General features: G+C 63.4%; 13 protein-coding genes. 3 read left to right on the top strand and 10 right to left on the bottom strand.

Annotated features, from left to right (window positions below; all coding sequences use genetic code 11):
• Positions 1–115: 115 nt before the first annotated feature.
• The 6 genes from LFT47_RS18885 to LFT47_RS18910 are packed head-to-tail and all read right to left on the bottom strand — an operon-like array spanning position 116 to position 6,860.
• Positions 116–898: a 3-oxoacyl-ACP reductase gene (locus tag LFT47_RS18885; protein WP_236813096.1), complete on the bottom strand. Its 783-nt coding sequence runs from the start codon at positions 896–898 to the stop codon at positions 116–118.
• A gap of 42 nt (positions 899–940) precedes the next feature.
• Positions 941–2,305 carry an aldehyde dehydrogenase family protein gene (locus tag LFT47_RS18890; RefSeq protein ID WP_236813098.1) on the bottom strand — a complete coding sequence of 455 codons (1,365 nt, stop codon included), beginning with the start codon at positions 2,303–2,305 and terminating at the stop codon, positions 941–943.
• Positions 2,302–3,108 (bottom strand): gamma-glutamyl-gamma-aminobutyrate hydrolase family protein, encoded by an 807-nt coding sequence (locus LFT47_RS18895; protein ID WP_236813100.1) that lies wholly within the window; start codon positions 3,106–3,108, stop codon positions 2,302–2,304. Before LFT47_RS18895 ends, LFT47_RS18890 begins: the two co-directional genes overlap by 4 nt.
• Before the next feature lie 5 nt (positions 3,109–3,113).
• On the bottom strand, positions 3,114–4,526 hold the full coding sequence (locus LFT47_RS18900; RefSeq protein WP_272909596.1) for a glutamine synthetase family protein: 1,413 nt from the start codon (positions 4,524–4,526) through the stop codon (positions 3,114–3,116).
• On the bottom strand, positions 4,523–5,257 hold the full coding sequence (locus LFT47_RS18905; protein WP_236813102.1) for a FadR/GntR family transcriptional regulator: 735 nt from the start codon (positions 5,255–5,257) through the stop codon (positions 4,523–4,525). Before LFT47_RS18905 ends, LFT47_RS18900 begins: the two co-directional genes overlap by 4 nt.
• A gap of 58 nt (positions 5,258–5,315) precedes the next feature.
• Positions 5,316–6,860: an amino acid permease gene (locus LFT47_RS18910; protein ID WP_236813104.1), complete on the bottom strand. Its 1,545-nt coding sequence runs from the start codon at positions 6,858–6,860 to the stop codon at positions 5,316–5,318.
• A gap of 136 nt (positions 6,861–6,996) precedes the next feature.
• Here LFT47_RS18910 and LFT47_RS18915 point away from each other — a divergent pair, with 136 nt between their 5' ends.
• The 3 genes from LFT47_RS18915 to purM all read left to right on the top strand — a co-directional run bounded on the left by LFT47_RS18915 (position 6,997) and on the right by purM (position 10,219).
• The gene (locus tag LFT47_RS18915; protein WP_236813106.1) at positions 6,997–7,380 is read left to right on the top strand and encodes a hypothetical protein; all 384 of its coding nucleotides are present in this window, start codon (positions 6,997–6,999) and stop codon (positions 7,378–7,380) included.
• A 62-nt stretch (positions 7,381–7,442) separates the two neighbouring features.
• The gene (gene purF / locus LFT47_RS18920; RefSeq protein WP_078107476.1) at positions 7,443–9,062 is read left to right on the top strand and encodes an amidophosphoribosyltransferase; all 1,620 of its coding nucleotides are present in this window, start codon (positions 7,443–7,445) and stop codon (positions 9,060–9,062) included.
• Entirely contained in the window at positions 9,059–10,219 is a 1,161-nt protein-coding gene (purM, locus tag LFT47_RS18925; protein WP_236813108.1) for a phosphoribosylformylglycinamidine cyclo-ligase, read from the top strand. Before purF ends, purM begins: the two co-directional genes overlap by 4 nt.
• Positions 10,220–10,286: 67 nt before the next feature.
• On the opposite strand, the gene LFT47_RS18930 is transcribed toward purM, so the two are convergent.
• The 4 genes from LFT47_RS18930 to LFT47_RS18945 form a co-directional block, all read right to left on the bottom strand.
• A complete protein-coding gene (locus LFT47_RS18930; RefSeq protein ID WP_236813110.1) occupies positions 10,287–11,072 on the bottom strand; it encodes a VOC family protein in 786 nt (261 codons plus the stop codon).
• Between the two features lie 111 nt (positions 11,073–11,183).
• The gene (locus LFT47_RS18935; RefSeq protein ID WP_236813112.1) at positions 11,184–12,164 is read right to left on the bottom strand and encodes a TIGR03086 family metal-binding protein; all 981 of its coding nucleotides are present in this window, start codon (positions 12,162–12,164) and stop codon (positions 11,184–11,186) included.
• The gene (locus tag LFT47_RS18940) at positions 12,161–12,490 is read right to left on the bottom strand and encodes an ArsR/SmtB family transcription factor (RefSeq protein ID WP_236813114.1); all 330 of its coding nucleotides are present in this window, start codon (positions 12,488–12,490) and stop codon (positions 12,161–12,163) included. The genes LFT47_RS18935 and LFT47_RS18940 overlap by 4 nt, the downstream gene beginning before the upstream one ends.
• Positions 12,491–12,835: 345 nt before the next feature.
• A complete protein-coding gene (locus LFT47_RS18945) occupies positions 12,836–13,069 on the bottom strand; it encodes a DUF3073 domain-containing protein (RefSeq protein WP_028265518.1) in 234 nt (77 codons plus the stop codon).
• Between the last annotated feature and the right edge of the window lie 43 nt (positions 13,070–13,112).

Raw genomic sequence — 13,112 nt, forward strand, 5'->3', positions numbered from 1 at the left:
AAGCTCAGGCCGGGGCCCTCGCCGGCGTGGGCCCACAGGTCGGGGCCCTCGCCGGCGTGGGCCCACCCAAGGTCAGGAACCGGCGGGGCAATCGACACGGAGCAATCGATGGATACTAGTCGATCGGGGTGACGTAGGCTCCCGAGATGCCGCCGTCAACCATGAAGGTCGACGCGGTAATGAACGAGGCGTCGTCGCTTGCCAGGAAGGCCACCGCAGCGGCCAGTTCTTCGGGCTCGGCGAAACGCCCCAAGGGCACGTGGACCAGGCGGCGCGCTGCCCGCTCCGGATCGGAGGCGAAGAGTTCCTTCAGCAGCGGAGTGTTGACCGGTCCGGGGCACAATGCGTTGATCCGCACACCCTTGCGCGCGAATTCGACGCCCAGCTCGCGGGTCATTGCCAGCACGCCGCCCTTGGAAGCGCTGTAGGAGATCTGCGAAGTTGCCGCGCCCATCACGGCCACGAAGGACGCGGTGTTGATGATCGAGCCCTTGCCCTGTTCCAACATGTACGGCAGCGCGTATTTGCAGCAGTAATAGACGCTCGTCAGGTTTACCTCCTGGACCCGGCGCCAGGCATCGATTCCGGTGTCCAGGATGGATGCGTCGTCCGGCGGCGAGATGCCGGCGTTGTTGAAGGCGATATCCACGCTGCCGTAGTGGCTCTTGGCGGCGGCGAAGAGGTCGATGACTTCCTGCTCATCCGTGACGTTGACCTTCACGAAGATGCCATCGACGGCGGCCGCGGCCGCTTCTCCAGCTGCCGGATCGATATCGGCGATGACCACGTTGGCACCCTCCGAGGCGAAACGCTTTGCCGTGGCCAGGCCGATCCCGCTGGCGCCTCCGGTGATGACGGCTGTGCGGTCCTTGAGTCGGTTTGAAATGAATTCGGTCATGGTGATCTCTCCTTGAATGATGGGGTCCGAAGTTTGGTGGGTTCAGTGCGCGATGAAGACGTTCTTTACTTCGCTGAAGGAATCGAGCGCGTCAGGACCCAGCTCGCGGCCCAGGCCCGATTGCTTGAAGCCGCCGAACGGCGTCGAATACCGGACTGAGGAGTGCGAGTTCACCGAGAGGTTTCCGGCATCCACTCCGCGGGCCACGCGCAGGGCCCGGCCAATGTCCTGGGTCCAAATGGATCCGGAGAGGCCGTATTCGGTGTCGTTGGCAATCCGGACGGCGTCCGCCTCGTCGTTGAAGGGAACGACGACGACGACTGGTCCGAAGATCTCCTCACGCACCGCCGGGTCGTCAAAGGAGTCGGGGGCCAGGACAGTGGGCGGGAACCAGAAACCCGGCCCTTCGGGCACCTCGCCCTGGAAGGCTATGGGCGCTCCCGAGGGCACAAAGCCCGCGACGGTTTCCCTTTGCCGGGCGGAAATCAACGGCCCCATGACGGTACTTTCGTCAGCCGGGTCGCCGACTTTGACAGCCCGAACAGCGGGCTCCAAAAGCTCAAGAAAAGCATCGTAGGCGGACTTTTCCACCAGGATCCGGGACCTTGCACAGCAGTCCTGGCCGGCATTGTCGAACGCACCACCGGGCGCTGCGGCGGCGGCGGCCTGAAGGTCGGCGTCGGCGAACACAATGTTCGCGCTCTTGCCACCCAACTCGAGCGTCACCCGCTTCACTTGATCGGCACAACCGGCCATGATCTGCTTGCCAACCCCGGTAGACCCGGTAAAGACGACCTTCCGCACCGCGGGGTGGGTCACGAAGCGCGCCCCCACCACGGAGCCCTTCCCCGGGATGATGGTCAGCACGCCGTCGGGCAGGCCGGCCTCGCGCGCGAGCTCACCCAGCCTCATCGCCGTCAGGGGCGTAAGTTCCGCAGGCTTGAGTACCACCGTGTTGCCTGCCGCGAGCGCCGGAGCGAAGCCCCACGCCGCAATCGGCATGGGAAAGTTCCACGGCACAATAATGCCGACGACGCCCAACGGCTCGTGGAAGGTCACATCGAGGCCTCCGGCAACGGGGATCTGCCGCCCGAAGTGCCGTTCAGGAGCCGCCGAGTAGTAACTGATGACGTCGCGCGCATTGCCCGCTTCCCAGCGGGCGTTGCCGACCGTGTGTCCCGAATTGCGGACTTCCAGTCGTGCGAGGTTTTCCAGATCGGCGTCGACGGCGGCCGCGAACCGGCGCAAGAGCAGTGCCCGGTCCGACGGCGACACCTTCCGCCAGGTCTCAAAGGCGCCAGCCGCGCGGGCAATCAGTGCGTCGGTCTCGGCCAGGGATGCCAGTTCAACGGTTTGAAGGAATTCCTCGGTGGCCGGATTGATGATGTCAAAAGTTGTGGCGCTCACGCCCAGCTCGTTTCTGTCGGTTTGAATTCCGTGGATGGGTCGAGGCGCTCAGCGTAAAGTTCGCCGTCCCGGTACCTTCTGGCGGCCTCGATGAATCCTTGAAAGAGGCGCACGTCGGAACGATTTTGTTCAGGGTGGAATTGAACGCCCAACGCCCAGCTTCCTTGGGTCGACTCGACGGCCTCGATCGTGCCGTCCGCCGCGTACGCCGTGACGCACAGGCCTTCGGCAACCCGGTCGAGAATCTGGTGGTGATAAACAGGCGCCGATGCCCGCTCGCCCAGGTGTTCGGCGATAATGCTCCCCGGCCGGGTACCGAACTGGACTTCGCCATAAACCCCAGAAGCGGGTTGGTAGTTGGCGTCGGGAAGCACATCCGGCACGTGCTGGATAAGGTTTCCGCCCAAGGCCACGTTCAGGATTTGCGCGCCGCGGCAGATGGCAAACAGAGGAACCCCCTTCTCCAGTGCGGCCAGCGTCAAGGCGATGTCGTGCTCGTCCCGTGCGGGCTGGCTGCGGGTGCTTGGGTGAGGCTCGGCGTCGTAATTTCCGGGGTCGACGTCGGATCCGCCCACCACAATCAGGCCATCGACGAGGTCAAGCACCGAGGTATCCGTGCCGATAGGCGGCAGAAGAAGAGGGGTGCCGCCGGCCGCCACGACGGCTTCCAAATATGCCGCCGGCAGCACCGCTGCCCGCGCATCCCAAACCCCCCATTTCGCGTCTTGCAGATAGGTGGTCAGGGCGATCCGAGGCCGTGGGCTCGAACCTGGATCTGGGGCAGGCGTCTGATTCCGAGTCATTTCCGCTACAGCCTTTCAAACCCGCGGCGTAGCTCCCAGTCCGTGATGGCGGACTCAAAAGCTGCCAGTTCGACGTCGGCGTAGTTGACGTAGTGCCGCACTACTTCCTCACCGAAGACTTCCTTGGCGATCACGGAGTTGGCGAACAGATCCCGCGCTTCCCGCATCGTCGTCGGCACGGTGGGAGCTCCAGAGGTGTAGGCGTTGCCCATCGTTGCGGCCTCGAGTTCGAGTTCGTTTTCGATTCCGTAGAGCCCGCCGGCCAGCATGGCCGACAATGCCAAGTACGGGTTGACGTCGCCACCCGGCAGCCTGTTTTCCAGCCGCGCGCTTTGACCATGCCCCACGAGGCGCACCGAGCAGGTGCGGTTGTCGAGGCCCCAGGCGACCGCGGTCGGGGCGAAAGAGCCTTTGACGAACCGCTTGTAGGAGTTGATGTTGGGAGCGTAAAAGAGCGTGAATTCCCGCATCGTGGCCAGCACACCGGCGATGAAATGATCGTAGGTTTTGGTGCGGGCGCCTGTGGCCTTGTCCCAGAAGACCAGCTCATCGTCGAGTCCGCGCAGGGACAGGTGGATGTGGCAGGAATTGCCCTCGCGCTCGTTGGGCTTGGCCATGAAGGTAATGGATTGGCCCATGTCATGGGCGATGTCCTTGGCCGCGGTCTTGTAGACGGAATGGTTGTCCGCCGTGGTGACCACTTCGTCGTACTTGAACGCGATCTCGTGTTGGCCGAAGTTGCACTCACCCTTGGCGGATTCCACGGTCATGCCCGCTGAGTACATCTCGTTCCGGATCCTCCGAAGCAGGGGCTCCACGCGGCCGGATCCCAGGAGCGAGTAGTCCACGTTGTATTGGTTGGCAGGAGTGAGGTGCTTATAGTCCAGGTCCCATGCCTGCTCGTATGAGTCGTTGTAGACCACAAACTCAAGCTCGGTTCCGGCAAGTGCCTTCCAACCGCGCTCGGCCGCCTTGGCCGTCTGGCGCTTGAGCATGGCGCGGGGTGAAACGGAGACCGGAGTGCCGTCGGTCATGGACAGATCGCACTGGATCAGCGCACTCCCCTCGCGGTAGGGAAGGACCCGGATGGTGTCCAGATCCAAGTCGAAGAGCATGTCTCCATAACCCTTTTCCCACGAGGAAATGTCATAGCCATCCACGGTGTTCATTTCCGTGTCAACGGCGAGGAGGTAGTTGCAGCCTTCCGTGCCGTGCTCGAGGACGGAATCAAGGAAGAATTGCGCGTGAAGGAGCTTGCCCTGCAACCTGCCCTGCATGTCGGTGAAGCCGAGAATCACGGTGTCGATGGCGCCCTCGCCAATCTGTGCCTTGAGTTGCTCAACGGTGAGCATACGGTCATTGCGAGGGTGAACTGTGTTATCCACGGAGTTCGAAATGTCGTTCATGGTGCTGCTCATTTCAGTAGTCCCTTGAGTAGTGCGGCAGTGGACTCGCAGTGCAATTCCATGACGCTTCGGGCCGCTGCAGGCTCGCCGTCGAGGATGGCCTGCACTATCAATCGATGTTCTTGGTTTGAATGTTCGATATTCCGCTGCAGAAAGGGGATTTCCGCCAGGAATTCGTGGATCTTTGTCTGGATGGTGGTACTGGCTTTGTTGAGTTCGGACGAGCCCGCAACAGCGGAGAACGCCAAGTGAAGGCGGGCGTCCGCTTGCCTGTATTCCACCGGTGAACCCGCGTTTTCGACCTCGGCCAACGAGTCAGTCAGAAGCCGGCGCTGATCCTCGCTCAGTCGCATCGAGGCCGCCCGCTGGCAGGCCCCGGGTTCAATCACCGAGCGGAAGATGAGGATGTCGCTGATTTCCTCCTGCCGGTCCTTGTTGCCGAGCCGCTCAGGCGGCCGCGCGTTGCCGACCGGTTCCACGATGGTTCCGCCGCCCCTCCCCCGGACGGTCGTGACGAAACCGGCCGCGCGCAGTGCGCTGATCGCTTCCCGCAACGTCGCCCGGGAGACCTGCATACGCTCGGCCAAGTCGCGCTCGGGCGGGAGTCGCTCGCCGGTTTTGAAGATCCCCAACTGAATTGCCGATCCCAAGTGCTCGACGCACGACTCGAAGGCCATGTGTCCACGCGCGGGGAGCAAGACCGTCTCCAGTAGGGGGGATTCAATCGGTTCAACGAGGAACATGGCGACCTTCCTGGCTGGGAGGCCGCCGGCGAAGAACCGCCGGCGGCCCATGGTTGTGCTAGTTGAGCAGCTTATCCGCGTCGATCGTCAGATGCTCCTGTTCGGCACTCGTCATGAACGTCCGGCGCCCCGTGGTGTACCAAAGCACGGTGGCGAGAAGGAAGACGACCACGACGGCGATAGGCGCGTAGTTGAAGGTGTCGATGGTGATGTCTGCGACGGGAGGAAGGACGAAGAGGATCACGATGACGGCGACCCACACAATCGCTATCCAGTTGATGACGGGACTCCATTTCCCGAGGTGCCACGGGCCCGGCACGAAGTTCTTGTTGAGCCTGCGGAGCAACACCGGGGTGATATACGCGATGTAGAGGCCAATGACGGCGACGCTCGTCACGGCAAAATACGCGGTTGTGTTGAACAGGGCGGGTGAGGCGAGCACAATCGCGCAGCCAACGCAGAGCCAGATGGAATTTGTGGGGGTGCCGCTCCGGGCGTTGACTTTGGCCCAGATGCGGGAGCCCGGCAGTGCATTGTCGCGGGAGAAAGCGTACGTCATGCGCGAGTTGGCGGTCACGGACGCCATACCGCAGAAGAACTGTGCGCCCACCACGATAGCGAGCAGGAATTTCGCTACGCCAGGATTACCGAGGGCATCCAGGAAAATCTGTGCCGGGGGCAACCCGGTTGCCGTGGCGCCAAGTGTGGTCAGGCCCTCCTCTGAGCCGTCCGGGATCGCCGCGACGAGTGAGTAGAGCAGAATCCAGCCACCAATGATGGAGATGACCACGCTCATGACAATCCCCTTCGGGGCCGCGATGGCTGCGTTCTTGGTCTCTTCGGCAACGTGGGCCGAAGCATCGTAGCCGGTGTAGGTGTACTGCGACATGAGCAGGCCCATAAGGAAGACGTACGGTCCGAAGGTGAAGCCGGTTTCGTTGTGCCACGCCGTCATCGTCCAGTCGAAGGACTGGTGGCTCGTGGGCATGATCCACAGGGCCGCCACGATGATCGCGACGCCCACAATGTGCCACCAGGCGGAGACATTGGACAGGAAACTGACAATCTTGACGCCGAAACTGTTGAGCAGGGCGTGGATGATCATCAGGACGACGAACAGTGCGAACGTACCGCCCGCGGTGGGCTCGACGCCGAAAGTCAGCGCCGCGAAAGCCATCATTGTCGTCGCGCAGCCAAAGTCGATTGCCGCGGTGACGGCCACCTCACCAAGGAAGTTGAACCAGCCGACATACCAGGCCCAGGCCCGCTTATTGCGTTTGGCGAGCCTGCCGGCCCAGAAATAGAGCCCACCGGCTGTCGGGTAGCGCGAACAAACCTCGGCCATTGAAAGAGCCACGCACAGGACCAAGAGGCCAACGATCGGCCAACCCACGTTGATGGCAGCCGGGCCGCCGGACTTGAGCGCAATGCTGAAGGAGGTAATGCAGCCAGCCAAGATCGAAATGATGGAAAACGAGACTGCGAAGTTGGAGAAGCCGGACATGCCGCGATGTAGCTCTTGCTTGTAGCCAAGCTCGGCGAGGGCCGCAGCATCTGCGTCTTGCACAGCCTGCACCTTCGCTGCCGTAGAACGATCACTCATGATTATTCTCTTTCTAAACGGAAGGGGGGAACGGGCCGACACCGCTCGCATCGATAGTGACCCACTTCACATCAATCTGTCAATGGTCTGACTTCAGACCACAAACCAACCTCCTCGAAACGGTAGGCTGGAAGGCATGGTTTCTGAGGACTCGAACGCCGACGGCACGTCACAAAGCGGCACGTCAAACAACAGCACGGCACACAACGCCGCGGCCCACAACGGAGCACCCGAACGCCGCGGGATCACGGTCCGCCGTGCGCCGAAGTTCGTTCCCTTCATGGGACTGGGCGCGGTGCTCGGCATCGTCGTTGCCGCGTTCGTTGCCTACGGGATCCCAGGCGACGAGAGTTTCGACACCGGGGCGGTCTTCGGGTTCTTCCTGGTGTCCTTTGCCGCTGGCGGCGTGCTCCTGGGTGCCATCGCGGCCCTCGTCCTCGACCAGGTCAGCGTGCGGCGCTCCCGGCGTGCCGTCGTCGAGTCCGTACCCGGCCCCACAGAGGACGACGCCGAGGCATAGGATCCCGGTCACAATGTCGCGTGAGGGAAAGTACCACGCCAACATCATGCGACAATTGACCAGTGGCACGTGGCGACGGAAAACTTTCTCATGATCTTCTCCCCGACGAAAAAGGACCTCAGGACGCTTGTGGCGTCTTCGGGGTCTGGGCGCCGGGCGAAGAAGTAGCAAAACTCACCTATTACGGGCTGTATGCGTTGCAGCACCGCGGACAAGAATCGGCTGGTATTGCTACCAGTGACGGCAAGCGCATCAATGTCTACAAGGACATGGGCCTCGTGTCCCAGGTCTTCGACGAGACAACCCTGAACACCCTCACCGGGCACCTTGCCGTCGGCCACTGCCGCTACTCCACCACCGGAGCAAGCCACTGGGCAAACGCACAGCCCACCCTGGGCGCAACAGCCACCGGCACCGTTGCCCTCGCGCACAACGGCAACCTGACCAACACTGCTGAGCTCCGGGAAATGATCCTCGAGCTCAACGGTGGCCAGTTGACCGGAGAAATGAAGCAGGGCAACACCTCGGACACCGCACTGGTCACCGCGCTCCTTGAGGGCGAAGAGGGCAAGACCCTCGAACAGACCGCTCTTGAGCTGCTTCCCAAGATCCGAGGCGGCTTTTGCTTCGTGTTCATGGACGAAGGCACCCTGTACGCGGCCCGCGATACCTTCGGCATCCGTCCCCTGTGCCTTGGCCGCCTCGAGCGCGGCTGGGTTGTCGCCTCGGAGCAGTCCGCCCTGGCAACCGTCGGTGCGAGCTTCATCCGCGAGATCGAGCCCGGCGAGTTCATCGCCATTGACGAGAACGGCGTCCGTTCCCAGCGTTTCGCGGAAGCGACGCCGGCCGGTTGCGTTTTCGAATACGTCTACCTTGCGCGCCCCGACGCTTCGATTGCCGGACGCTCGGTGTACGAATCCCGCGTGGAAATGGGCCGCCAGTTGGCCCGCGAAAACACCCAGGTAGCGGACATCGTCATCCCCGTTCCGGAATCCGGAACTCCGGCCGCGGTGGGCTACGCCGAGGAATCCGGCATCCCGTTCGCGCACGGCTTCGTCAAGAACTCCTACGTGGGACGCACGTTCATCCAGCCCTCGCAGACCCTGCGCCAGCTCGGCATCCGGCTCAAGCTCAACGCCCTCGAATCCGTGATCCGCGGCAAGCGGGTGGTGGTGGTCGATGACTCGATCGTCCGCGGCAACACCCAGCGCGCCATCGTCCGGATGCTCCGCGAGGCCGGTGCCGCAGCCGTCCACATCAAGATCTCCTCCCCGCCCGTCCAGTGGCCCTGCTTCTACGGCATCGACTTCGCGTCCCGCGCTGAACTGATCGCCAACGGTGCCACCATCGAAGAAATCTCCCAGGCCATCGGAGCGGATTCGCTGGCCTACATTTCCGAAGACGGCATGATCGGCGCCACCCAGCAGCCGCGCGAACGCCTCTGCACCGCCTGCTTCACCGGCCAGTACCCCATCGCGCTTCCGGGTTCGGACAAACTGGGCAAGAACCTCCTGGAGCGCACCGACCTCGGCGGGCTGCCGACGTCGGGCATCTCCGCCGAAGCCGCGACCGCGGACTCGGACGACCCGGCCAACAAGCCCGGCGCCACGGGCTGCGATCCCGGACCCGACGCCGAGTTTGAGAACCTGCTGACCGACGCCGATAAGAAAGAGTCTGTATGACCTCCGCATCCTCCGCCGCTGAGAACACAACCGGAATCACCTACGCGTCTGCCGGCGTCGACGTCGAAGCGGGCGACCGCGCCGTCGAACTCATGAAGGACGCCGTCAAGGCGACCCACAACAGCTCCGTGCTCGGCGGCGTCGGCGGTTTCGCCGGCCTGTACGACGTCTCCAAGCTGCTCACGTACAAGAGGCCCCTGCTGGCCACGTCCACGGACGGCGTCGGCACCAAGGTCGCCATTGCCCAGGCCATGGACATCCACGACACGATCGGCTTCGACCTGGTCGGCATGGTGGTGGACGACATCGTCGTAGTCGGCGCCGAGCCGCTCTTCATGACCGACTACATCGCGTGCGGCAAGGTTGTCCCCGAGCGCATCGCGGACATCGTCCGCGGCATCGCGGCCGCTTGTTCCGTTGCCGGCACTGCCTTGGTGGGTGGCGAAACCGCTGAGCACCCGGGCCTGCTGGGTGAGCACGAGTATGACGTCGCCGGTGCAGCTACCGGTGTTGTCGAAGCCGACGCCCTGCTTGGCCCGGACCGCGTCCGCGCCGGCGACGTCGTGATCGGCATGGCCTCTTCCGGCCTGCACTCCAACGGCTACTCCCTGGTTCGCCGCGTGATCAACCACGCCGGCTGGGCCCTGGACCGTCAGGTCTCCGAACTCGGCCGCACCCTGGGCGAAGAACTGCTGGAGCCCACCCGGGTCTACGCCGCCGACTGCCTGGACCTCGCCCGCGCGTTCCCGGTCAGCGGCCTGGGTACTGCGCCCGGCGCCGTCCACGGCTTCAGCCACGTCACCGGCGGCGGCCTCGCGGCCAACCTGGCCCGCGTCCTGCCGCAGGGCCTCGTGGCCACGGTTGACCGCGCCACATGGGAACTGCCGGCCATCTTCAAGCTTGTCTCCGAGCTCGGCAATGTTCCGCTGGCCGACCTCGAGCGCACGCTCAACCTCGGCGTCGGCATGGTGGCCATCGTGTCCCCCGAAATCGCCGATGCCGCCGTGGCCCGCCTCAACGAGCGCGGCCTCCCGTCGTGGGTCATGGGTACTGTGGCTGCGGACTCCGACTCGATCATCAAGAGCGGCCCGGACTACGTCCAGGGTGCCAAGGGTGTCGACGGCGGCGCCGTCCGCCTCGTGAACGCTTACGCCTAAGAGTCCTTAACGCAAAAGAGTGCCCACCCGCTTGCCGATCCGGCAGTTGGGTGGGCACTCGATTTGTTTAGGCGCTTTCGCCCGCCATCACGCTGAAGGCTGCTCCGGCGGGATCGCCGAGGACTGCCATGCGGCCGACGCCGGGGACGTCGAAGGCAGGCGCGAACACCTGGGCTCCGAGTTCCACGGCCTTCGCCACGGATTCATTGACGTCGGCGACATTGAAGTAGGTCATCCAGAACGGCGGCATACCCTCCATGGGCTGCTTCATGGCGCCGGCCACGGACTTCCCGTCCACCACGAACTGGGTGTATTCCTGCAGATCGCCGGCCGCGGCCGTCTCGCTGGAGCATCCCGTTACGGACTCGTAGAAGGCCACGGCCTTGGAGACGTCGTTTGTCTGCAGCTCGCTCCAGACCACGGTGCCCGGCTCATTGACCAGCCCGGCGCCGTGGTGGCTCCCGGCTTCCCAGAAACCAATCTGCGCACCCGTCGGATCGGCGGCGAAGAACATCCGGCCGCTCCCGTTGGGGACGCTGTCCGGCGGGAAGAGGATGTTGCCGCCGGCCGCCGTCGCGCGCTCAGCGGCTTCGTCGACCGAATCGACGGCGAGGTAGTTGGCCCAGTAGGACGGTGCACCGGCCGCAGCCATGTCCGGCATCTGCTGCATCATGCCCGCTACGTAGCGGTCCTGCAGCTTGGCCATGTAGTAAGTGCCGCCGTTGCCGGCATCCATCGCGTCCAATTCCCAGCCGAACAGTTCGCCATAGAAGGCCTTGGAAGCCTCGATGTCCGACGACGACAGGTCCACCCAACACGGAGTTCCCTGCTTGTAGCTATCAACCTGCGGCATTGCTATCCCTTCGTTGAGTAGCCGGCTTACGCCAGCGGATACCACGTTCAAAGTAGTACGGGGGTCCGACACTGACAACAGCCGGCGCGGACGGACCCCGTCAGGGACGCTCTATGCGTGAACAGTCCGGCCCGTGAAAGCGACCAGGCGCTCCAGGCTGGATGACGTCTCGGCGACTTCCTGGGCCGGGGCGAAGCTGCCGCTTGCGCGGACCTGCTCGCTGATGGTGTTCTGCGCGAGGACCTCGACGTAGTCAGTGAGCTCATCCGCAACCGACACCTCGAGGCCCAGGGCTTTGGAGAAGTCCCAAGCGTGGACCAGGAACTCGAGGTTGAGGATGGAGGCGACCATCGTGGCCGGTAGCTCCGCGAAGCCCATGTCGATGGTGCCTTCGAGGCCGCGGCGGTAGAAAGCTTCCAGCGTGGGCTGGGCGAGGTCGGCGATGCGCACCTCAGGCGACTTTCCGGCGTCGTCGGCCACTTCGGCGCCCAAGGCCTTGGCGATGCCGCCAATGGATCCGGCAAGGTGGTCAAGCAACTGCGAGACGTTGAAGTCGGCGCACGGAGTCTGGGTCTGCGTGTCGGCTTCGGTGACGTGCGCCAGAACGCGCTGCACGATGGCAAGCGTGGCGTCCGCAGAGGTGAGTTCGTTGAGATCGGCGGGGGCAGCGGCCCATTCGTCGGCACCGGCGTCGCCCGTGGAGGCCTCGGCGAGGAGACGGTCGAGGTAGTGGTTCCAGCCCTCGGAGTGGGCGGCGACGGCTTCCGGCGTCGGAAGGCCTTCGTGCACGAAGCGCACTGTGGTCCCGCCGTCGGCCGGCTCAAGGGTGATGGCGACGGTGGAGACGTTGTCCGCCGGGGCCTCCGGCTGCTCCCAGGCCCACGTGAAGACCACGCGCTTGCCCGGTTCGATTTCGGTGAAGGTTCCGGCCGCGTGGTGGCCCGGAGTGACGGTCCAGCGGTACTCGCCCCCGACCTTCAGGTCGACGCGTGCGGCAACGGTCTGCCAGCGGCGGAGGCGTGCAGGCTGCGTGATGAGTTCGAACGCCTGGTCCACGTTGAGGGGAAGAAGAACGGTCTTGTCGTAAATCATGGTGATTCCTCTGTTGTTTGAAGTCGGTCGGTGGTGAAGTTTTGTGCGTCAGCGAGGAGCATGTCCAGCTCAGCGGTCCAGAACTGCTCAAAAAGCATCCGCAGTTCCCTCATGCCGGCATTGTCCAAGCGGTAGAAGCGGTTGCGTCCTTCTTTGCGGGCAGCAACGAGGCCTACCTGCTCCAGCAACAACAAGTGCTGCGAGATGGCGGATCTGCTCACCGTGAATTCGGCTGCCAACTCCGTCACGGTGCGCTCACCCGCCGCAAGCATGTGCAACAGACGCCGCCTGTTCGGCTCCGCGGCAACTTCCAGTGGGTCGAGCATGGTTAATACGTTAGCCGTCACTAACGCATTCTGTCAACAACTTTCGAGAGCGCACTATCAACACCTACAGAACTGCCGACAAAAACGCCTTGGTCCGCTCATGCCGCGGGTTGCCAATCTCTCGACCCTCATCGATTGCTCCGTAACTGTCGTTTTCGAGCCTCAAAACGCCTGTTATGGAGCAATCGATCGTAAAAAGGAAACGAAAAAGGCCCGTAGCGCGCGCCAATCATGGCGCGCCCTACGGGCTCGATCGTTTTAGGAGGCATCTGGGGATGCCAAATCGCTTCGTGTACGACGGCGGTACGCAACTCGATGCCGAAAGGCACCTGTTTGTTGCTACAGCTATCCGATACGGCGGGTGTCTACCTCGTCGTCATCGTCTTCCAAGTCCTGTGCGTACTTGTCCTCGTAAGCCGAGTAATCCGGCTCCGGCGGATCGTCCGCGAATCGGCTCGTCGCACGACTTGATGGCCCAGTCAGCTCGCGCTGAAGGGCCGAATAGTCAGTGTTCGGGGAATAGTACTTGATGTCCCGAGCCTGCTTGGTAGCTTTTGCCTTTTGACGGCCGCGCCCCATGGCGTGACCCCCTTTTGTACTTGGACCGGAGGTGGTCACCTTG

It is taken from the genome of Arthrobacter sp. FW306-2-2C-D06B, from assembly GCF_021789175.1.
Taxonomy (GTDB): Bacteria; Actinomycetota; Actinomycetes; order Actinomycetales; family Micrococcaceae; genus Arthrobacter.